Consider the following 19221-nt stretch of genomic DNA (forward strand, 5'->3'; position numbering starts at 1 on the left):
AGGACCATAGCCCTAACCGGACGCGCCGTCCACTTGTTGGAGTAGAGTGACCCCATGAGCAATCCGAAATCGCTGTTCGACGGGGGGACGGGCGGGGCGGCGGCCGCGCCCCGCGAGCGAGCGGACGCGGCGCGGAACCGGCTGCGGGTGCTGGAGGCAGCTGCCCGGCTGTTCGCGGAACGCGACCCGCAGAGCGTCGGCATGGAGGACATCGCGCGGGCCGCCGGAGTGGGCAAGGCCACCCTCTACCGCCGCTACCCGGACATCGCCTCCATCGCGGTGGCGCTGCTCGACGAGCATGAACGCGCACTTCAGGAGGAACTGCTGCGGGGCCGGCCGCCGCTCGGTCCCGGCGCGCCTCCCGGCGAGCGGCTGGCCGCCTTCTACCGGGCGATGGCCGAACTCCTCGACCGGCACACGCACTTGGTCCTCGGCGCGGAGACCGGGCAGTCACGCTTCGCGACCGGCGCCTACGGGTTCTGGCGCGCGCATGTCGCGGCGCTGCTCCGCGAGGCGGGTGTCGACAACCACGAGGCGCTGGTGGATCCCCTCCTGGCCCCGCTCGCGCCCGAGGTCTTCCAGTTCCAGCGCGATCGCCTGGGACTCGGCGTCCCACAGATCGCCGCCGCCCTCGAAGCGCTGGGGCAGGGCGTCATCACGCCCGGCCGCTCACAGGTCCGCGGACCGGCTGCGTGACGGCACGGCTCTTCGCATGGCGGAGCCGCAGGGCTGTTCTGGCGCTGACGTTGGCCTCGGCGGCCGCTGGTGGCGGGGATGACCTCGGGCAACGCCAAGGGACGGACATTCCCGTCGAACTCCACTGACGAACGCAGCACCATTCCGACGGGGCGGGTCCGAGCGGACCCGCCCCACGCGCTGTGGCCCGGTCAGGTGCCCGGCTTGCGCCCGTAGACGAAGACGTCGTCCCCCTTGTGCAGGAGGGACCAGTACTTCTTGGCCGTGGCCGGCGTCATGTTGACGCACCCGTGCGATCCCGGCGGGTTCCACATGCTCACGCCGACCGAGTGGAACGCCTGGCCGCCGTCGAAGAACTGGCTGTAGGGCATGGGAACGTGGTAGATGCTCGACACGTGGTCGATGTGGCGCCAGTAGATCTTCTTCAGGCCTGTGCGCGTCTCGTACCCGTTGCGACCGGTGCGTACCGGCACGGGCCCGTACACCAGGTTCTTCCCGTCCTGGATCCAGCTGAGCTGGAGAGTGAGGTCGACGCAGGCGATGCGCCCCTTGTTGACGGGGCACTTGCCGCTCTTGTTGGGGTTCGCGCCCACGGCCTTCTGCTTGTTCATCAGGTCCATCACGCCCCAGGTGACGGGGCCGGCGTAGCCGATCGTGGGCGTGATGCCGTGCTTGTTCTGAAATGCCTTGATGGCCGTGCAGTCGGCGGCGGACTGCTTGCCGTCGACCGGGCGGCCCAGGAAACCCTCCACCTGCTTCTGGTACGGGCCGGTCTGCGTGCTGCAACCGCTCGCCGCGTGCGCCGGCACGGTTCCCAGCGCCACGAGCAGCGGTGCGGCGAGCGCGGTGACACCGACGGTCGCTACGGCACGTCTCCGGTTACCACCCTTGCGGTCCCCCATGGGTCTTCCTCTCCCCGATGGTGGGGCGCGATCGGCCGACCGCGCTCCTGACCAGGTAGACCCGGCACCGGCCCGACACGTTGTATCGCTGCGCCGCCTGGGACCGAACGGTGACATAAGCGGGCGGAGGACCGCCCAGGGCACGACGGCCTCTTGCATGCTGGAGCTGCTTTCGCCCGGTCCCCCTGGGAGGGCTCGGCGTCACCTCCCGTATCCACGGGGTGGATCTGCGGCATCAGGGGTCGCGATGATCCGAAGGATTCCCAACCGGCCGCTCCCCCCGCAGAGTTGCCTGTACCGCGCCGGGCCACACGCTCCGGCCGCGGGCACCCACGTCACCCCCGAGAGGCCCCGTCGTCATGGTCGTTTTCAGATCCGTCCGCAGCCGCACCGCGCCCTCGGCGGTCCGCATGTCCGTACTCAGCGGCGTGATCGGGGGTGTCATCGGAGCGGTGATGAGCGCGGCGGCCAACTACCTGCTCGTCGGCATGCCCACGAGCGGCGCGGCCAACGCCGCCAACCACGCCGTGTCCGGATTGATCAGCGGCTTCCTCGCCGGGTTCCTCGGCCTGCTGACACATCTGCGCCGGAGCGCCCGGCGGACGGCACCGCCGGCCACCTCCCCCCAGTGAACGCGGCGCCCCCGCCGGGTTACGCGGAGCCTCCCGGATCGGCCCTCACCAGTCCGCGCCGTCAGGCCGTGGGTCCTCCCGGCCGGCCACCGTCAGAGCCGAGCGAATCGGGGGTTCCCGGCGGTGTGGGCGTGGTGATGCCGCTTCCCGCGCCGCGGCTGTAGTGGGTGCCCAGCTCGCGATGGAATTCGGGGTTGTCGAGGTGCTTGTGCTTGTCGAACTCCGGGGCGGCCTTGATCTCCTCCTTCGTCCGTGCGACGTGGATGGTCTTGGCCTCGGCATCGACCCTCGTGATGGTTCCGGCAGGAAGCAGCACCTCCTTGCCGAAGATCCACACACCGGTGTCGACCACGATGTACTGCTCGGCGACCTCGCGGGAGTGGGAGTCGACCTTGCCGATACTGCCGTCACTCGCCTCGACCTTGTACCCGGTCAGGTCGGCGCCGGGGGTGTAGCCGGCGGTGGCGGGAAAGGTCCAGATGTTCTCGCTCATGACGCGCCCTCCGAAGATCATGGGATACGGACGGGCGGTACGTTTTGTACCGTGCGTCCCGATCCGGGCCCTCACCCCGACTTCCCTGCCGCACGCGGATAAACCCAAGCCTCGTGCTTGCGTGACGAGCTGGACGGCTCCGTGCTCGACCCGCCTGAGGGCATAGGGGCGTCCTGCCCCGCTCATCCGGGGTCGGCAGCGGAGCCTTGCCGTCGCGACGGTGCGGACGTGAAGGGCGCCCCGAACAGGGCGGCCCGGACGAACGCGGCAGAGGCGGCGCCGATCACGCTCCCGATCACGACATCGGAGGGGTAATGGGCACCGCTGTACACGCGCCCGGCTGCCACGGCCGCCGCCGGCGCCGCCAGAATCACGCCCACGCGCGGCCGGACCAGCGCGACCCCGGCGGTGAAACCGACAGCCGCGGCGGTATGCCCGGACGGGAAGGACGAGCTGTCGGGACGGTCATCGACATGCCGACCGTCGAACCATTCCCTCGGCGGTCGGCGCCGCTGACACAACGGCTTGACGACCGCATTGGACGCCAGCTCCGCCACGGTCATCCCCGCCAGACCCGTCACAGCAGCCTCCCGGCCGCGTCCGCCGCCGCACGCACCGAGGGCCAGGGCCACCGCGCACCACAGCCTCGTGCGCTCAGCCGCCGTCTCCGCCGCGGACAGCACCCGCCGCGCCCAGGAGGAATGCCACGACCCCACCCGCTGTGTCACCCGACGCTCGCCGTCGCGCAGATCCGACAGAACATTCATGGCTCGCCGGTTCCCCGCACCAGGTGATCGCACACCGTGATCCGACCCGCCACGTGCGCCGACCGGGTGCCACCGGCCGGCCGCCGACCGGGCGTCCGGCGCCTCTGCTCTCGCCGGGCCACGCGACAACCGAGCGTGCCTAGCTGTCGGCGCTGGGCACGGACAGCGGGTCGTCAGGCGACTTCTTCCTGGCGGCCTCCATCTGCTCACCGAGCTCCTGAAGCCGGTTACGCCCCATGGCTTTGCGCACCTCGGGGAACCACTCCTTCTCCTCCTCCTCGACGTGGTGCCGCACGTTCTCCATGAGCACGGTCATCTTGGCGTCGAACCGCTCGTCGGCCGGGTCGAGATCCTTCAACTCGGAGAGCATCCACAGGACGACGTGATGTTCCTCGACGCTTTCGAGGATGTGGTCCTTGGTATCGGGGGCGCCCTCCCGCGAGGCCGGGTAGAAGATCTCCTCCTCGATGAAGGTGTGTGTCGTCAGCTCCTCGATCACCCGGTCGGCGATCCGCCGCTTCTCGGCGTACGCCTTGTCCCCCGCTTTCTCGAACTGCTTGAACAGCTTCTCCACCGTCTTGTGGTCTTCCTTGAGCAGCACGATGCCGTCCACAGACTTCCTCCGTACTCGCGTGTGCCGGCGGTTGAGCGCCGACCGGGCAGGCTGTGTACCCGCATCGCGCCGGATCAGTTCCACCGCGACGCCGAAAGCCACCCGAAGGGGCACCCGCCGTGAGCCGGACGCCCCCGGCACCAGGAGCGTCCAGCCCGTCCCTGTGCCCCGCCCCGGCCGTGGCAAACACCACGGCACCCGAATCTGGATCGGACGTGTGGAACACGCGCCCGCACGGCTGAGCTGGCCGTAGCCGACCTCCGGGCAAGGGCGTTGCTCCCGTCATGGAGACTCACCCTGGCAGCCCGCCCTCGGCGCTTGCCCGGCTGGCCGACACCTATGGCGTCGACACGGCTCAGTCGGCGCCGGAAGCCGCGACAGCCCTGTGCTCGTGCGCACTGGACGTGCCTTCGCGCGGCGACCACCGCACGTGGCGCTCCCCCACTTTCATGTTCTCCGCGGTGATCGCCCGCCTGCGCAACCGCCGTTCGGCGAAGTGACGGCTCGGCCGTCGCCGACGACGGGCCCGCCGGGCCGACACGTGAGCCGACGGTGGCCACGCGGGGCGCGCGACCTTTCGCAGAGAGGAAGTTGACCTCCTCATGAGACATTCATCAGAAGATCGCTCCTGGCAGCGGGTACTCACCGCCGCATGGGATCCCTGAGTTCACCGTTGCTGCTGGTGCTCTTCGTCGCCAGTGCGGCGGTCATCTGGTACGCGGGCATCAAACTGTCCGACACGACCGACATCCTGGCCGAACGGCTCGGGCTGGGCGGCGCGCTGGCCGGACTCGTGCTGCTGGCGATCGCGACCAATCTGCCGGAGATCGCCATCACCGTCTCGGCCGCCCTGGCCGGCCAGTTGGACGTCGCGGTGGGCAACATCCTCGGCGGCATCGCCCTCCAGACCGTCGTCCTGGCCGTACTGGACGCCGCCGGGGTCCGCCCCCGCAGCCCGTTGACCCGGATGGCCGCCAGCCTCCAACTGGTCCTGGAGGGCGGCCTCGTGGTGGCGATCCTGGCCGTGGTGGTCATGGGCACCCAGCTCCCCTCCGGCCTGCACGCCGCGCGTCTGGATCCGGCATCGGTGGCGATCTGCGCGCTGTGGGGCATCGGACTGGCGTTGATGAATCGGGCCGGCCGCGGTCTGCCGTGGCGGGAGGGCGGCGACGCGCCGGACGGTCAGCCCGAACCGCGGGGCCATGCGCGCGGGAAGAAGGAGAAGGCGGCCACCGCCCAGGGCGTCGGCACTCGCCGGGCCGCGCTCCTGTTCGCCGCGGCGGCGCTGGCCACGCTGGTGGCGGGTGTCGTCATCGAACGCAGCGGCGAGGAGTTCTTCGCGCGCCAGGGGCTGAGCGGGGTGCTGTTCGGCGCGACCGTGCTGGCCGCGGCCACCTCCCTGCCCGAGGTCAGCACCGGCCTGACCGCGACGGAACTGGGCGACTATCAGCTGGCCGTCAGCGACATCTTCGGCGGCAACGCCTTCCTGCCCGTGCTGTTCCTCCCGGCGACCGTGATCTCCGGCAAGCCCGTTCTGCCTGCCGCGCACGACACGGATGTCTACCTCACCGCCCTCGGGATCGCGCTCACCGTCGTCTACATGGCCGGACTCGTCTTCCGGCCGCGTCGGCAGTACGCGCGCATGGGCCCCGACAGCGTCACCGTCGTCATCGTCTATCTCGTCGGCGTCGCCGGGCTGGCCACCCTCGCCACGTGAACACGCCCGCAGGGCACTGAGAGCTTTCGCCCTCCTGCTTCGCCGCGGCGAAGGGGCCCGGCCGGCGGCCGGGCCCCTTGCGCGTGCGTGGGTGGTCAGTGACGCGGTCCGCGACGTCCGGGCGTGCCCTCGCCGGGCATGCCCCGCTCACCCTTGGGGTTGTCGAACTCGATCTTCTCCTTGCGCACGGTGTCGGAGACTTCCTTCGTCTCCGTCACCTTCTCCGTCTCCAGGCGTACGCGTTCGACGGGCACCGTCTCCTTGCGCACCACCGCCCGTTCGGCGTGGAGCGTCACCTCCGTCTCCGCCTCACCGATCTTGGCGCCCTTGACGTCGCCGTCACGGATCGGCTCGCGCACGACCCGAACCTCTTCGTGGGAGACCGGTACGGAGGTGGTCACGTTCTCCGTCTCCACCACCTTGCGCAGGTGGGCCCGGCCGACCTCCTGCTCCTCCGTGCCGACCCGCAGGCGCTCCTCCGAGCGGATCAGCTCGTCGGCCTTGCCCGAGGTGGTGTCGGCGGTACCGCGCATCGCCGGCTCGCGCGCACCGGCAGCGTGACGGCCGTGCGCCTCACCCGTCGCGAAGCCCGCGGCACCGACGGCGCCCGCGCCGCCCGCACCACCGGCGACCCCACCACGAGGACCCGCGGCGCTCGCGGGGCGGGTCCCCTCGGAGGGCGTCGGTGCCGGGGTGGTCCGGGCCATGCCGTAGTGCGCGTACAGCTCCCGTTCCTCCGACTCGTCCAGGTGCTGGTCGGCGTCCACGCGCGGCGCGTCCTTGACGGCCTCCTTCGTGTACGCCACTTGGAGCCGGTTGTCCTTGCGCGTGGCGCCACTGAGGGGCACGAAGGTCTCCTTCATGCCGAACAGCCCCGTCTTGACCGTCGCCCAGTCCGGCTTGCCCGTCGTGTCGTCCACATAGACCCGCTCGACGCTGCCGATCTTCTCCCCTGTGCGGTCATAGGCGGTCAGCCCGACCAGGGCATCGGGGTTGTTGAAGGTCTCGCCCTGCGTCATGCGTGATCACTCCCTCCGGGACATGGAGGCGGCTGAACACCGCCGAGATCGCCATGTGCCTCCTCTCCATCCCGTGACGAGTCGGCCGTCGGCGCAACAAGACGGCTGACTCGCTGTAGTCGAAACGGCTGATCAGACGCGTATCGCCGGATGATTGCGGCGACCGGACGGATCTCGACAGCCGTGCCCGACTAGCCCGTACGGGTGAATGCTTGGCAATGCCCACTTCTTGGCACGCAGGCGCCGTGGGCGGCGGTCAACGCGCGGTCAGGCGTCGCACGGCGCAGCCGTCGGGCCTCTCGACGGGGCGGCACGCGGCCCCGACAGGCCCCCGACCTGCGCGATCCCGGTTGCCGTAGGCACCAGGGCCGCACCGGCGATCGCCTCCTTGGCATCACGAACCCCAGGCGTTCACATTTTCTCCACATCAGCGCAGGCAACCGGTCACCTTGCTCGCCGGTCTGCCCTGGTGCCGGTTCGACAGCTGCGGCCCTGCGACGCGGATGGGCCGGCATCCCCAGATCGCAGCGACAGGAGTGTGAACGCATGGGACGGCAACGGACTCTGGCGGCGTGCGCGACGGTATTGGCGGTGACGGGCGGCGTTCTGGCCGCGCTGCCGGCTCAGGCCGCCTCCGGCCCGCAGTCGGCGGCGGCCCGCGCCGGCGACCTCGACGGTGACGGCTTCGGCGACCTCGCCGTCGGCGCCCCGGAGGGGACGATCGCGGGGCACGCGAAGGCGGGATACGTCTCCGTGGCGTACGGCACCGCGCAGGGCGTGCGCACCTCCCGCCACAAGGGGATCACCCAGCGCACCTCGGGCATCCCCGGGACGCCGGAGGCGGGCGACCGGTTCGGTTCGGCGGTCGCCGTCGGTGACGTGGACGGCGACGGATACGCCGACCTGGTCATCGGCTCGGGCGGCGAGGCGATCGGCTCCGTCAAGGGCGCCGGTTCGGTGACGGTCGTCTTCGGTGCGAAGGGCGGCCTCGGCAACGACGCGATCGCCTTCCACGCGCCGACCCCGACGACTCGCCAGGGCTTCGGCGACCGGCTCGCCGTCGGCGACTTCAACCACGACGGACGCGACGACATCGCCGTCGCGGCCGGCACCAAGGTCCAGGTCGTGAAGGGCGCCACCAAGCTGCGCGACACGGCGAAGCCGGCCATGAAGGCGTACACCCCGCCCGGCGGCGGAGCCGGCACCGGCCAGATCGCGGCCGGCGACGTCAACGGCGACGGCTACTCCGACCTCGCCACCGTCGCCTATGAGGACGACCCGGCGGACGAGGGCACCCTCGGAGTCCTGGCCGGCTCGGCGCAGGGCATCACGGGCACGGCGCTGGGCCGGACCGGACTTCCGTTCGCCGGGTACAGCATCGTCGCCGGGGACGTCACGGGCGACGGCCGGGCCGACATCGTCGTGAACACCGGGTTCTCGGACGGCCCCGACGACTTCCTGCTGCGGATGTTCCCGGGCACCGCCTCCGGCCTCGGGGCGGGCGTCGCCTACGGGGGTACGGCGCAGCCCGGGCGGGCGGCGACCCTCGCCGACCTCGACGGGGACGGCCATGCGGACCTCGTCACGTCCGACGTCACCGTCCCCGACCCCGACGGCTTCAACAACGCGGGCGCCGTCACCGTGGTGCCGGGCTCCACGGCGGGTCTGAACGCGGGCGGCGCCCGCACCATCACGTTGGCCACCCCGGGCGTGGCCGGGGCGAGCGAGGGCAACGACCTCTTCGGTTCGGCGGTCACCGCCGGGGACTACAACGCCGACGGCACCGCCGACCTGACCGTCGGCGCCCCCGGCAAGTACCTCGGCACGGGCGCGGTCAGCGTCATCCCCGGGTCCGCCGACGGGCCGACCGGCACGGGATCGATCCTCTTCACCCCGCAGGACCTGGACCATCCGACGGTGAAGGCCCGCTTCGGCGCGGCGCTGGGCGCGACGACGCGGCCCTGACGGCACCTGCGGGCCCCGGCCTGCGCGAGCGTCTCGGCGGATGTCCTTTCGACAGCCGCCGAGATGCTCGCGCCGGGTAGGTTGCGGCTCTCGCCGGAGGCGGCGTCGCCTCCGGCGAACAGCGGCGCTCAAGGCGCTGCTGCGGGCTCGCCCGGTGTGCTGTCGGGCAATGTCATCCAGGCGCCGGTGCACGTGCCGGTCAATCTCTGCGGCGACACGGTCAGTGTGGACGGTCTGCTGAGCCCGGCATTCGGCAACACGTCCGCCAACGGCTCCGACGGCTGGGGCCACCACGGTCACAGGGCCTCCCCCACCTGGAGGCGCTGGAAAGGCCCGTCGCCGCACTGCACCGTGCGGACGGCGCCCGGGCCATGAGGGAACTCCTCGACGGGGCCGCGGTCCCGGCGCCGTGTTCGCGTTCAGCGACGAACTGGCCCTGGGCGCCCTGCACGTCGCGCACGAGCGCGGGCTCCGGGTGCCCGAGGATCTCGCGCTCGTCGGCTTCGACGACATCGAGGACGGCCGCTACAGCCATCCCCCGCTGACCACGATCGCGCCCGACAAGCACCAGATCGCCGCCCGGTCACTGCAGTGTCTGGCCGACCGCGTCTACAGCCCCGACAACGCAGTGCCGTCGCAGGACCTGACGGTTCCTCACCGGCTGGTCACGCGCGGCACTGCCTAGGTTCAAGCCGCGTGGGACGGTTCGGGGAACTTCCATGAGCCGTCACAGCGCGACCGAACCGGCTGCCGTCGTACGTCACGGTCCGGCCGGGCCGGAGGTGCGGTCGCCGGATACGGACACATCAGAGGTGGCCGTCCAGAAGCTCCCCGACCTCTGCGACGGTCGTAGGTCCCGTGCCGTGCGCCACCGCCTTTCCCTCCTGCAAAAGCACGTAGGAAGCAGCTTGGGTGATGCCGTATCGCTCGGTGGCGGCGGGACAACGCGTCATGTCCGTGCGGACGGCCGTCAAGCGGCCTGCGTAGTCGTCGGCGACGCAGCCCACGACGAGATCCATCACCCGGCACGGCTCGATCGCCTTGGGCCATGTGCCGGTGAAATAGGCGAGGACAGGGACTTGGCTCATCCGGAGGATGAAATCGAACTCCGCGTCCTCACGAGGTTGGTGCACCCGCTTCACCATGGAGGCTCCTGACCTCGCGTTCCGTCATTTCCTCCCCATCATCCCCCGCTCGGAGCGGCAGGCCGGCGCGGGCCCTTGGGGGCGCGACGCGGTGCCGGGCCCCGAAGGGCCCGCCACGCCGGCACCGAACCGTACGTGGGGCCGAGACACGATTGCGTCACGCACATGACCACGGGCGGACCGGCAATGAGCTCTTATCGACAAAAGGCACGGGCTCGGGCCGCGTGGTGTTGAAATGCGCCATGGAACGCTACAGGCACACGGTGCGATCACCACTCGTCACCACCCCCGAGGAACCGTTTCGCGCACTGCTGGAGGCGGCCCCGGACGCGATGGTGATCGTGGACGATGCCGGCGTCATCCGTCTGGTGAACGCACAGACAGAGGCCCTGTTCGGCTACCCCCGCAACGAACTGCTCGGCCAGCCCATCGAGATGCTCGTCCCGCATCGGTTCCGCGCGCAGCATCCGAGCCACCGGGAGAGCTACAGCAGCAATCAACAGGTCCGCCCCATGGGCGCCAATCTCGAACTGTACGGACTGCGCCGGGACGGCGCCGAGTTCCCTGTCGAGATCAGCATCAGTCCGCTGCAGACACCCGACGGGCTCCTCATCTCCGCCGCCGTCCGCGACGTCAGCGAGCGCAAGGCCGCGGACGCACGCTTTCGCGCGCTTCTGGAAGCCGCCCCGGACGCCATCGTCATCGTCGACGACGCGGGCACCATCCAGTTGGTCAACGCGCAGACCGAGACGCTGTTCGGCTATCACCGCGAGGAACTGCTGGGCCGGCAGGTGGAAGTCCTGGTGCCGCAGCGGTTCCATCACTTCCACCCCGCTCACCGGCACGGCTACGTCGACAACCGTCGTGTGCGTCCCATGGGCGCCGGGCTCGATCTGCACGGGCTGCGCAAGAACGGGGACGAGTTCCCCGTCGAGATCAGCCTCAGCCCCCTGGAGACGCCCGAGGGCACCTTGGTGTCCGCCGCGATCCGCGACGTGAGCAAGCGCAAGGAGGCGGAAGCGCAGCTCGCCGAGCTCTACGAGCAGCAGCGCCACGTCGCCCTGACCCTCCAGCGCAGTCTGATGGGGTCGCCCGTTCCGCTCTCGGGCATCGACACCTCCAGCCGCTACTTTCCCGCCCGGCAGGGCCCGGGGGTGGGCGGCGACTGGTTCGACATGATCTCCCTGGGCGGCGGCCGGGTGGGCGTGCTGATCGGCGATGTCATGGGGCGCGGCCTGGAGGCGGCCGCGGTGATGGGTCAGTTGCGGTCGGCGTCCCATGCGCTCGCCAAGACCGGCATGCCTCCCTGGCAGTTGATGCGCGCGCTCGACGCGGTCGTCAGCGAACTGCCCGACCAACTCGTCACGTGCTGCTATCTCATCCTGGACCCTGACGAGGGCGCCCTGACCGTGTGCTCCGCGGGCCACCTGCCGGTGCTGCTCGTGGAACCGACCGGGCAGGTCCGCCGGCTCCCGGTCCCCGTCAGCGTGCCCCTGGGGGTAGGTGAGGTGCCCCACCAGGAGACCCGCCTCACCGTGCCGCCGGCCTCGGTACTGGCCCTGTACACCGACGGCCTGGTGGAGACCCCCACCAGCGACATCGAAGAGCAGATCGACGCGCTGGCCATCTCCCTCGAGAAGGCCGTCGCGGACTCCTCCTGTCTCGAACAGGCCGCCAATTCCGTCCTCGCCGCCCTCCTTCCCGACCCGCAGGACTACACCGACGACGTGACCCTGCTTCTCGCGCGCATCCCGCCCGCGCCCCGGACCGCTGTCTCCGCCGTGCTGCCGGCGCAGCCGATCAGTGTGGGAGAGGGGCGCCGCTTCCTGCGCCGGACGCTGCTGGACTGGGACTGCGAGGACATCAGCGACACCGCCTGCCTGCTGACCTCGGAGCTCCTGTCCAATTCCGTACGCCATGCCTGCGACCCGCTGCGCCTGCGTCTGCGCCGTACGAAGGACGAGCTCACCATCGAGGTCTGCGACGGCAGCCCCGTGCTGCCCCAGGCAAGAACCGCGAGCCTCGACGAGGAGTCCGGCCGCGGGCTGGCCCTCCTGGACCAACTGGCCACCACATGGGGCACCTTGCCCACCCAGGACGGCAAGGCCGTGTGGTTCTCCCTGGCTCTGCCCACGTCCACGCCGGTCGGACCGTGAGCCATGAGCCACTCGGACTAGTAACTGTCGTACGTGGGCTTCCCGTTGGGCCGGTAGATGGCGAGTACGGTGCCACCCTTGGTCGTCGAGACGCTGACCGGCTCCAGCGTCGTGGGGATCGCCCCGTCGGCGAAGAGCCGCTTGCCGGTGCCGATGATCACCGGGTGGATGGTCAGCCGGTACTCGTCGACGAGGTCGTGCCGCATGAGGGTCTGGGCGAGGTCGCCGCTGCCCACGACGTTGATGTCGCCGCCGTCGGTCCCCTTCAGCGTGCGCACGGCATCGGCCACGTCGCCCTCCAGCAGCGTGGAGTTCTGCCAGTCGACGGAGGTCAGGGTCCGCGACGCCACGTACTTCCGTGTGCTGTTCATCCGCTCCGTGAACGGATTGGCGGGATCGGCGGACGGCCAGTACGACGCGAAGATGTCGTACGTCTTGCGGCCGAGCAGCATCGCGTCGGTGTCCTGGTACCACCCGGCGATGGCCGCGCCGACCTCGTCGTCGGACACCGCCTTCTGCCAGCCTCCGTGCTCGAAGCCGCTGCCCGTGTCCTCGTCGGGGCCGCCGGGCGCCTGCATCACACCGTCGAGGGTCAGGAACGTGCAGACAACAATCTTGCGCATGGTGCGCTCCCTTCGTTGACAGGTAGACCTGGCCGCCGCCGCAAACTCATCGGTGCGTCCGCTCCAGCAGAGTGAGCGCCGTCTCCGCCGTCTTGAGGTCCTGCGGACCGATGCCGATCAGTTTGGCGACGGTGAGGTCGTACGGGGCGCGGCGGCCGGGGGCCCGGCCTGCCAGGACGTCTCCCATCTCGGCGTCGATACGGGCCTCGGTCGTCTCGCCGTCCGCTATGGCGGCCTGGATGTCCCCGTAGCGCAGGGCGAGTTCGCGGCTGTCGACGACGACACGGGTGGCGCGGTGCAGGCACGCCGCGTCGAGTTCGCGTTTGCCGGGGGCGTCGGCGCCGAGCGCGGTGACGTGCTGCCCGGGGCACAGCCAGGCGCCGGACAGGACGGGGGTGGGGCCGGCCGTCGCGGTGACGATGATGTCGCTGGTGTGCACGGCCCGCTCCGGGTCCGCGACGGCGACGACGTCGGTGTCCGGCAGCGCGTCGTCCAGCCGGGCGGCGAGCGCGAGTGCGCGGTCGTGGTGGCGGCCCCAGATGCTGATCTGCCGGACGGGTCGTACGAGTGTCAGGGCGTGGGCCTGGAGTTCGGCCTGTCGGCCGGTACCCAGGACGGTGGCGCGGGTCGCGTCCGGGCGGGCCAGGGCGCGGGCGCAGACGGCGCCCGCCGCGGCCGTACGCAGGTCGGACAGGTGGTGTTCGTCTTCGAGTACGGCGGTGACGGCGCCGGTCGTCGCGTCGAAGAGGGCCACGAAACCGCCGCCTTCCGGGAGGCCGCGCATCCGGTTGCCGGGCGACCAGTTGGCGATCTTGACGAGGAAGTGGCGGCCTCCGGGCAGGTACGCGGCCTTGATGTGGGAGTCCGCGCCGTCGGCCAGCGGCAGCACCATCACCGGAGCCTGGGCGCCCGCCGTGGTGCTGAACGCGGTGAAGGCCTCGGCGACGGGCTCGATCAGGTCGGCTAGGCGGACGGCGGCGCGGATCTCGTCGGCCGCGTAGAGAGGGAAAGAGGTCGGCTCGGACGGCATGGGTGGGGGGTCCTCAGGGGCTTCGTGGGCTTCGTCGGCTTCGTGGCTTCGTGGACTTCGTCGGCTTCGTGGGCTTCGTCGGGCGGGCTTCTTATGCGGGTGCCGCGTCCAGGGAGCCCCTGGCCACCATCGTCACGTCGCCGCCGACACGGACACCGCGCAGTTCGTCGGGGTCGCCCTGCGGAAGGACCGTGAGCAGGCTCGGGCGGCCGGTGAAGCGGCCCTGTCGCAGGACGAACTCCTCGTCGGCGGGGACGACCCGGTGTCTGGCGAGGTAGGCGCCCACGCAGCCGGCGGCGCTGCCGGTGGCGACGTCCTCAAGGACGCCGTCGTTGTTCCAGTGACGGCCTTCCCGGGCCTCGACGTCCACGAGGTAGGCGAACTGGGCGCCGTGGCGGGCCACGAGGTCCGCGAAGTCGTCGCGCACGATCCTCGCGTCGGCGAGGCCCTTCACGAGCGGGACGATGAGGTAGCGCAGGCCGGTGGAGACGGTCTCCAGGGGCAGGTCGGCGAGGGCGTCCGCGGGCAGGTTCAGGGCCGCGGCGATCTCCGCGCGGTCCGGGGCGGGCACGGTACCGAGGAACTGGGGCTCCCCCTGCTCCAGTTCGGCGTGGTAGCCCGCGGCGGTCCGGCGCGTGGCGACCGTGACCGTTCTGGCGGGCAGCCGGAAACGCCACCGCAGGGGGCCGGGGCTGCCGTCGCGCTCGTGCAGGACGGCCGCGGCGCCGAGCACCGGGTGCCCGGCGAAGTCGAGTTCTTCGAAGAGGTCGAAGACGCGGGCCTGGATCTCTGCCGGTCCGTGGCTGCCGGCGTCGGCTTCGGCTCCCGTGTCGGCACCGGCTACGGCTTCGGCTTCGGTTTCGGTTTCGTTCAGGAAGATCGTCTCGAAGTGGCGGAGTTCCTGGGTGATCGCGAGCATCTGGCGGTCCGACAGGTCGTTGGGGGCCTCGGGGAAGACGGCGAGGCTGTTGCCGGTGAACGGATCGGTGGCGAAGACGTCGACGTGGCGGTAGGTCAGGGGCATGAGGTCTCCGGTCTCCGAGGATCTGGCCGCAGGGCGGCGGGTACGGCTCGACGCTAGGCCGGATCGGTCCCGAAGGTGTGGTCCAATCTGCCTAGACTGGACCACATGGAACGCATCGTGCGGCGCGTCCCGGCGTCCCGGTTCGCCCGCCTCCTCGGCGACTGGCGCGGCGGCGGCGGTCCGCTCGCCCGACAGCTGGCCGCCGCCGTGGAGAGGGCGATCCTCGACGGACGGCTGCCGTTGGGCGCGGGGCTGCCTGCCGAACGTCTGCTGGCCGAGGAGCTGGGGCTCGCGCGCGGAACGGTGGCGTCCTGCTACCGGGTCCTGCGGGACGAGGAGTTGATCGTCACCCGGACCGGGTCCGGCAGCGTCACCTCGCTGCCGCCGCGGCTGCGCGAGCGCCTCGCCCCGTGGGCCAGCGACCGCGGCCGTGCCGGGCAGGGCGGTGCGGCGCTCGACCTGACCATCGCCGAGCCCGCGGCGCCGTTCGAGGAGCTGCTCCAGGCGGCGCACGCCGCGGCCGACGCGCTGCCCGCCGCTCTGCTGTACGAGCGCGCCGGCCATGCGGGAACCGCCGATGACACTCATGCCACTCATGACGCCCCCGCGGGCGACGGGCCGTCGGCGCTGCACGCTGCCATCGCCGACGCCTACAGCGCGCAGAACCTCGCCACCGGCAGCCGGCACATCCTGCTGACGAGCGGCGCCGACGCCGCCCTGAGCCTGCTCGGCGCCGCGTACCTGCGCCCCTCCAGCCGGGTCGTCGTCGAGTCCCCCACCTATCCGGGCGCGCTGGCCACCTTCCGCGCGGCCGGCGCCACGCTCGTCGCCCATCCCGTGAGCCCCGCCGGGTGGGACGTTCCGGCCCTCGACCGCACCCTGCGAGCGGCCCGCCCCTCCTTGACGTATCTGATCCCCGACTTCCACAACCCCACCGGCCTGCTGATGGGCGAGGAGGAGCGCCGGGACCTGCGCGAGCGGCTGCGCGCCCACGACGGCCCGGTCGTCGTCGACGAGACGATGCGCGACCTCGATCTGCGCGAGGACGCCGTGCCGCCGTCGCGCCTCGCCACCCGCGCCGGTGACCGGAACGTCGTGCACGTGGGCTCTTTCAGCAAGTCACTGTGGCCGGGGCTGCGCCTGGGCTGGATCCGCGCCCACCCCGACGTCGTGGACCGGCTGGCCGCGCTGCCCCTGGCCGCCGCCCTCGCCCCGTCACCGTTCGATCGCCTCATCGCGGCCCGGCTGCTGCCGCACCGGCAGACGATCCTGGAACGGCGCCGGGCCCAACTCCGCGCACAACGTGACCACTTGAGCCGTCGGCTGGCGGAACTTCCGTGGTGCCGCTTCCACGTTCCGCAGGCCGGCCTGTGCCTGTGGCTCGAACTCCTCGACACCGACTCCAGCCGGCTGGCCGACCTCGCCGCCACGCACCGGCTCACCGTCACGCCGGGCCACCACTTCTCCCCCGACGGCGCCCTGGACCGCTACCTGCGGCTCCCCTTCACTCTGCCACCCGACGCGCTGGACACAGCCGTCGACCGGCTCGACGAGGCTCACCGGCACCTTCGTCCTGAGCCAGGTCGGAGTCAGCGCCGCGGCGATTGACCTCCCGGAACCACCCCGCGCGCGGAGCGGGTACGGGCATACGGCATGCTCCCCATGCCGGTCAGGCGATGACCTGTCCGGTTGGACCGCACTTTCTGGAGTACCCGTGAACGCAAAGCGCCGCCGCTTGCTGCTGGCCACCGTCACCCCGATGCTCGCGCCCGGCGAGCAGGTCGAGGTCACGACCATCGTGAACCTGAGTTCCGTGACGGTGCGCCGCACGGCGGCCTTCGCCGCCGCCTCGGCCATCCTCAGCGGTGGGGCTGTCGCCGTGATACCGACGCCTCGGCCGATGTACCTGGTCATGACGGACCGCCGCATCCTCGTCTTCCAGGCCGACCCGACGTTCGCCAAGACGGGCGAGCACGTCCTGACGATCCCGCGCGAGGGGCTCGTGCGCACTGCGATACGGGAGCGCTGGCTGAACTCGTCCTTCGTCGTCTCCTCGCCCGCCGACGACCGCGGGCTGAAGATCATCTTCCCGCTCCTGGGGCGCTCGGAACGGAACGTGATCGCCGCGGCACTGCCGCTCGAAGCTCCGGAAGCCGCCGCGCCTCGCGCCTGACGGGCCGGGCGCCCCTTCTCTCCCGTCTGCCGGCGAGCGCCGACTCGGTGCATCCGGAACCTGTCTTGATCCGGAAGCACGAACGGGATGCCCTCGGACCTCAGTCAGGTCCGAGGGCATCCCACCTGCCGGAATCCGCCGGGCGAGGAGAGGGATCACGATCAACGCATCACGACCACCGCTGCCGCCCTGGGCCGTTCAGACCGTCGACACCGGTGATTGCGTCCTGCTGCGCGTCAGCGGCGAACTCGACGTGGTCACCGCCCCGCGCATGGAGCCGGTGCTGCGCTCCCTGCATGCGCGGGCCTGCGAACTCGACCTGTCCCAGGTCCCGTTCATCGACTCGAGCGGCATCAACCTGCTCATCCGCCACCACCGTCAGGCCGACCAGGAAGGCGGCAGCCTACGCGTCATAGCCGCGAGCCGCCCCGTCTGCCGCGTCCTCGACATCGTCGGCACCAGCCGGCTTCTCGGGGGACCTCTGCCGCCCCGGGGGTGAACGGATCGGGGTGAAGCGGGCGGTCAGCGGGCGGCCCTGCGGTAGCGGGTGAGGACGGCGGCGCCCACCTGCTCGGCCGACAGGCACGCGAACTCGGCGTGGGGGCCTTCGGCCGGGAAGAGCCGGCGGCCGGCGCCGAGGACGGTGGGGAAGGTCAGCAGGCGGTACTCGTCGACCATGTCCGCGGCCCGCAGCCGGTCCACGACGCTCAGACTCCCCGTGACGACGACGTCGCGCCGCTCGCGCTTGACGGCGTCGACCAGGTCGCCGTCCAGAAGCTGGGAGTTCGCCCACGCCGACATGTCCGTACGGGACAGCGTGCGGGAGGCGACCAGCTTCGGCGCGGCGTTCATCCGCGCGGCGAACGGGTCGTCGCGGCCCGGCCACAGCTGGGAGAAGAGCTGCCAGGTCGTCCGCCCGAGCAGCAGCACCCCGTCGTCCAGGGTCCGGCCGAGCCGGAACTTGTCCCCGGCGACGGCCTCGGGTCCGTGCCGGAAGGCCCAGCCGCCCAGGGGTGTACCGGCGCGCCCGTCCGGGTCGTCCACGATGCCGTCCAGGGTGGTGAACTCAATGACGGTGACACTCATGATGAGGTTCCCTTCGGTTCGGTGTTCACCGGTACGTACCGGCCGCACCGCCCGGACTCATCGCTCCCGGATCAACTTGTCCGCGGAAATCTCGCGCGGCAGCTCGAAGGCGTCGAAGACGCGCGGATCGGCGAACACGACGTTGTGCGCGACGCGTCCGCCGGTGACGGTCAGGACCTGCAAGGAGTGCGCGCGGAGCATCCCGCCGGGCTCCGGCGTGTACGTGGCGAGCGCGGGCTGCCCGTTGGCGGTCAGCGCGCGCACGGCCCAGCCCGTGCCGCGCATCGCGAACACCCGCTCCATGAACCGTCCGTAGTCCACGCTGCCCCGGTACCAGAGAGGGACCGGCGGCATCTCCAGGACCGCGTCCTCGGCCAGCAGCCGCACAAGCCCGGGGACGTCCGCCGCCTCGAACGCCCGCAGGTACCGCTGGACGACCGCCCGCACCTCGGGATCGTCCGGTTCGGTGACCGTGCCGGCATCGCCCACCTCGGCGAGGGTGGCCCGGGCGCGCTGGAGTGCGCTGTTGACCGCCGCGACCGTGGTCCCCAGCTGTTCGGCGACCTCGGCGGCGCTGAACGCGAGCACCTCGCGCAGGATCAGCACCGCCCGCTGCTTCGCCGGCAGGACCTGCACCGCCGCTACCCAGGCGAGCCGCAGCTCGGCCCTGGCCTCCACGTCGAACCGCGCCTCGGGGAACGGCTGGAGCCAGGGCACGTCGAGCGCCGGCACCAGTGCCGCGCCGGGATCGTCGCTCGGCGCGCCGAGACCGGACGGCAGCGGGCGCCGGCCGCGGCCCTCCAGCGCGGTCAGGCATGCGTTGGTCGCGATCCGGTACAGCCAGGTCCGCACCGACGCACGCGCCGGGTCGTAGCGGTCACGGGACTTCCACGCCCGCAGCAGCGTCTCCTGCACCAGATCCTCGGCCTCGTGGAACGAACCCATCATCCGGTAGCAGAACGCCGTCAACTCACCGCGGTACGCCTCGAATTCCACCGGCACATCATGCCGCACACGCCCGGCGCGGCTGGGCCCCGGAGCCTCGCCGGGCTCCGGCAGCATGGCGCCGCGTCCAGCAGTGTGGCGACCACTTCCCGGCAGTCGTCGACGAGATGTTCGCAGGGGTCGAGCACCAGCAGCATGTCCGTCCGGACAGGTACTCGGCGTCCACCTCCGGCAT

21 protein-coding genes and 1 pseudogene are annotated in these 19221 nt (G+C 71.3%); 11 read left to right on the top strand and 11 right to left on the bottom strand.

Annotated elements, in window-relative coordinates; translation table 11 throughout:
* The first annotated feature begins 54 nt into the window (after window positions 1–54).
* On the top strand, window positions 55–696 hold the full coding sequence (locus AB0L37_RS03635) for a helix-turn-helix domain-containing protein (RefSeq protein WP_365499506.1): 642 nt from the start codon (window positions 55–57) through the stop codon (window positions 694–696).
* A 191-nt stretch (window positions 697–887) separates the two neighbouring features.
* Here AB0L37_RS03635 and AB0L37_RS03640 read toward each other — a convergent pair whose 3' ends face one another.
* Complete coding sequence (locus tag AB0L37_RS03640; RefSeq protein WP_365499509.1) at window positions 888–1598, bottom strand: L,D-transpeptidase family protein; 711 nt, start codon at window positions 1596–1598, stop codon at window positions 888–890.
* A gap of 359 nt (window positions 1599–1957) precedes the next feature.
* On the opposite strand from AB0L37_RS03640, the gene AB0L37_RS03645 reads away from it, so the two are divergent.
* Window positions 1958–2230 carry a hypothetical protein gene (locus AB0L37_RS03645; RefSeq protein WP_365499512.1) on the top strand — a complete coding sequence of 91 codons (273 nt, stop codon included), beginning with the start codon at window positions 1958–1960 and terminating at the stop codon, window positions 2228–2230.
* Between the two features lie 61 nt (window positions 2231–2291).
* On the opposite strand, the gene AB0L37_RS03650 is transcribed toward AB0L37_RS03645, so the two are convergent.
* From AB0L37_RS03650 to AB0L37_RS03660, 3 genes are all read right to left on the bottom strand, one after another.
* On the bottom strand, window positions 2292–2723 hold the full coding sequence (locus AB0L37_RS03650; RefSeq protein ID WP_365499515.1) for a PRC-barrel domain-containing protein: 432 nt from the start codon (window positions 2721–2723) through the stop codon (window positions 2292–2294).
* A gap of 182 nt (window positions 2724–2905) precedes the next feature.
* Window positions 2906–3490, bottom strand: coding sequence for a phosphatase PAP2 family protein (locus AB0L37_RS03655; protein WP_365499518.1), 585 nt, complete (start codon window positions 3488–3490; stop codon window positions 2906–2908).
* Between the two features lie 139 nt (window positions 3491–3629).
* Window positions 3630–4103, bottom strand: a complete 474-nt coding sequence (locus tag AB0L37_RS03660; RefSeq protein WP_365499521.1) for a hemerythrin domain-containing protein — start codon at window positions 4101–4103, stop codon at window positions 3630–3632.
* A gap of 284 nt (window positions 4104–4387) precedes the next feature.
* Between AB0L37_RS03660 and AB0L37_RS03665 the strand changes: the two genes are divergently transcribed.
* Together AB0L37_RS03665 and AB0L37_RS03670 are read left to right on the top strand one after the other, a co-directional pair.
* A complete protein-coding gene (locus AB0L37_RS03665) occupies window positions 4388–4603 on the top strand; it encodes a hypothetical protein (protein ID WP_365499524.1) in 216 nt (71 codons plus the stop codon).
* A gap of 152 nt (window positions 4604–4755) precedes the next feature.
* Window positions 4756–5820: a hypothetical protein gene (locus AB0L37_RS03670; protein ID WP_365499527.1), complete on the top strand. Its 1065-nt coding sequence runs from the start codon at window positions 4756–4758 to the stop codon at window positions 5818–5820.
* Window positions 5821–5915: 95 nt separating this feature from the next.
* Here the strand turns inward: AB0L37_RS03670 and AB0L37_RS03675 are convergent, their stop codons facing one another.
* Window positions 5916–6839: a PRC and DUF2382 domain-containing protein gene (locus AB0L37_RS03675; RefSeq protein ID WP_365499530.1), complete on the bottom strand. Its 924-nt coding sequence runs from the start codon at window positions 6837–6839 to the stop codon at window positions 5916–5918.
* A gap of 546 nt (window positions 6840–7385) precedes the next feature.
* Between AB0L37_RS03675 and AB0L37_RS03680 the strand changes: the two genes are divergently transcribed.
* From AB0L37_RS03680 to AB0L37_RS03690, 3 genes and pseudogenes are all read left to right on the top strand, one after another.
* The gene (locus AB0L37_RS03680) at window positions 7386–8804 is read left to right on the top strand and encodes an FG-GAP-like repeat-containing protein (RefSeq protein WP_365499532.1); all 1419 of its coding nucleotides are present in this window, start codon (window positions 7386–7388) and stop codon (window positions 8802–8804) included.
* 63 nt (window positions 8805–8867) lie between these two features.
* A complete protein-coding gene (locus AB0L37_RS03685) occupies window positions 8868–9179 on the top strand; it encodes a chaplin (RefSeq protein ID WP_365499535.1) in 312 nt (103 codons plus the stop codon).
* A pseudogene (locus AB0L37_RS03690) lies at window positions 9125–9489 on the top strand (substrate-binding domain-containing protein); the annotation flags it as partial. The gene AB0L37_RS03685 and the pseudogene AB0L37_RS03690, both read left to right, overlap by 55 nt.
* A 121-nt stretch (window positions 9490–9610) precedes the next feature.
* On the opposite strand, the gene AB0L37_RS03695 reads toward AB0L37_RS03690, so the two are convergent.
* Window positions 9611–9949, bottom strand: a complete 339-nt coding sequence (locus tag AB0L37_RS03695) for a thioredoxin domain-containing protein (RefSeq protein WP_365499538.1) — start codon at window positions 9947–9949, stop codon at window positions 9611–9613.
* Between the two features lie 263 nt (window positions 9950–10212).
* Here AB0L37_RS03695 and AB0L37_RS03700 point away from each other — a divergent pair, with 263 nt between their 5' ends.
* A complete protein-coding gene (locus tag AB0L37_RS03700) occupies window positions 10213–12105 on the top strand; it encodes a PAS domain S-box protein (protein WP_365499541.1) in 1893 nt (630 codons plus the stop codon).
* Window positions 12106–12122: 17 nt separating this feature from the next.
* On the opposite strand, the gene AB0L37_RS03705 is transcribed toward AB0L37_RS03700, so the two are convergent.
* From AB0L37_RS03705 to AB0L37_RS03715, 3 genes are all read right to left on the bottom strand, one after another.
* Window positions 12123–12728, bottom strand: coding sequence for a dihydrofolate reductase family protein (locus AB0L37_RS03705; RefSeq protein ID WP_365499544.1), 606 nt, complete (start codon window positions 12726–12728; stop codon window positions 12123–12125).
* A gap of 46 nt (window positions 12729–12774) precedes the next feature.
* A complete protein-coding gene (locus AB0L37_RS03710; RefSeq protein WP_365499547.1) occupies window positions 12775–13758 on the bottom strand; it encodes an ornithine cyclodeaminase family protein in 984 nt (327 codons plus the stop codon).
* A 91-nt stretch (window positions 13759–13849) separates the two neighbouring features.
* A complete protein-coding gene (locus AB0L37_RS03715; protein WP_365499550.1) occupies window positions 13850–14782 on the bottom strand; it encodes a PhzF family phenazine biosynthesis protein in 933 nt (310 codons plus the stop codon).
* A 105-nt stretch (window positions 14783–14887) separates the two neighbouring features.
* On the opposite strand from AB0L37_RS03715, the gene AB0L37_RS03720 reads away from it, so the two are divergent.
* From AB0L37_RS03720 to AB0L37_RS03730, 3 genes are all read left to right on the top strand, one after another.
* Window positions 14888–16390: a PLP-dependent aminotransferase family protein gene (locus AB0L37_RS03720; RefSeq protein WP_365499553.1), complete on the top strand. Its 1503-nt coding sequence runs from the start codon at window positions 14888–14890 to the stop codon at window positions 16388–16390.
* Window positions 16391–16496: 106 nt separating this feature from the next.
* Window positions 16497–16955 (top strand): hypothetical protein, encoded by a 459-nt coding sequence (locus tag AB0L37_RS03725; RefSeq protein ID WP_365499557.1) that lies wholly within the window; start codon window positions 16497–16499, stop codon window positions 16953–16955.
* A 181-nt stretch (window positions 16956–17136) separates the two neighbouring features.
* Window positions 17137–17454: an STAS domain-containing protein gene (locus AB0L37_RS03730; RefSeq protein ID WP_365500533.1), complete on the top strand. Its 318-nt coding sequence runs from the start codon at window positions 17137–17139 to the stop codon at window positions 17452–17454.
* Window positions 17455–17477: 23 nt separating this feature from the next.
* On the opposite strand, the gene AB0L37_RS03735 is transcribed toward AB0L37_RS03730, so the two are convergent.
* On the bottom strand, window positions 17478–18041 hold the full coding sequence (locus tag AB0L37_RS03735) for a dihydrofolate reductase family protein (protein WP_365499560.1): 564 nt from the start codon (window positions 18039–18041) through the stop codon (window positions 17478–17480).
* A 57-nt stretch (window positions 18042–18098) separates the two neighbouring features.
* Complete coding sequence (locus AB0L37_RS03740) at window positions 18099–19103, bottom strand: sigma-70 family RNA polymerase sigma factor (RefSeq protein ID WP_365499563.1); 1005 nt, start codon at window positions 19101–19103, stop codon at window positions 18099–18101.
* Window positions 19104–19221 lie beyond the last annotated feature (118 nt).

This window comes from Streptomyces sp. NPDC052225 (assembly GCF_040679615.1).
Classification (GTDB): domain Bacteria; phylum Actinomycetota; class Actinomycetes; order Streptomycetales; family Streptomycetaceae; genus Streptomyces.

Bases quoted from the DNA above. Each gene is read 5' to 3' on its own strand.
- AB0L37_RS03665 (WP_365499524.1), top strand. From the start codon at position 4,388: ATGGAGACTCACCCTGGCAGCCCGCCCTCGGCGCTTGCCCGGCTGGCC.
- AB0L37_RS03720 (WP_365499553.1), top strand. From the start codon at position 14,888: ATGGAACGCATCGTGCGGCGCGTCCCGGCGTCCCGGTTCGCCCGCCTC.
- AB0L37_RS03655 (WP_365499518.1), bottom strand. From the start codon at position 3,490: ATGAATGTTCTGTCGGATCTGCGCGACGGCGAGCGTCGGGTGACACAG.
- AB0L37_RS03650 (WP_365499515.1), bottom strand. From the start codon at position 2,723: ATGAGCGAGAACATCTGGACCTTTCCCGCCACCGCCGGCTACACCCCC.
- AB0L37_RS03705 (WP_365499544.1), bottom strand. From the start codon at position 12,728: ATGCGCAAGATTGTTGTCTGCACGTTCCTGACCCTCGACGGTGTGATG.
- AB0L37_RS03715 (WP_365499550.1), bottom strand. From the start codon at position 14,782: ATGCCCCTGACCTACCGCCACGTCGACGTCTTCGCCACCGATCCGTTC.
- AB0L37_RS03695 (WP_365499538.1), bottom strand. From the start codon at position 9,949: ATGGTGAAGCGGGTGCACCAACCTCGTGAGGACGCGGAGTTCGATTTC.
- AB0L37_RS03640 (WP_365499509.1), bottom strand. From the start codon at position 1,598: ATGGGGGACCGCAAGGGTGGTAACCGGAGACGTGCCGTAGCGACCGTC.
- AB0L37_RS03735 (WP_365499560.1), bottom strand. From the start codon at position 18,041: ATGAGTGTCACCGTCATTGAGTTCACCACCCTGGACGGCATCGTGGAC.
- AB0L37_RS03740 (WP_365499563.1), bottom strand. From the start codon at position 19,103: ATGCTGCCGGAGCCCGGCGAGGCTCCGGGGCCCAGCCGCGCCGGGCGT.
- AB0L37_RS03670 (WP_365499527.1), top strand. From the start codon at position 4,756: ATGGGATCCCTGAGTTCACCGTTGCTGCTGGTGCTCTTCGTCGCCAGT.
- AB0L37_RS03710 (WP_365499547.1), bottom strand. From the start codon at position 13,758: ATGCCGTCCGAGCCGACCTCTTTCCCTCTCTACGCGGCCGACGAGATC.
- AB0L37_RS03685 (WP_365499535.1), top strand. From the start codon at position 8,868: ATGCTCGCGCCGGGTAGGTTGCGGCTCTCGCCGGAGGCGGCGTCGCCT.
- AB0L37_RS03635 (WP_365499506.1), top strand. From the start codon at position 55: ATGAGCAATCCGAAATCGCTGTTCGACGGGGGGACGGGCGGGGCGGCG.
- AB0L37_RS03675 (WP_365499530.1), bottom strand. From the start codon at position 6,839: ATGACGCAGGGCGAGACCTTCAACAACCCCGATGCCCTGGTCGGGCTG.
- AB0L37_RS03645 (WP_365499512.1), top strand. From the start codon at position 1,958: ATGGTCGTTTTCAGATCCGTCCGCAGCCGCACCGCGCCCTCGGCGGTC.
- AB0L37_RS03680 (WP_365499532.1), top strand. From the start codon at position 7,386: ATGGGACGGCAACGGACTCTGGCGGCGTGCGCGACGGTATTGGCGGTG.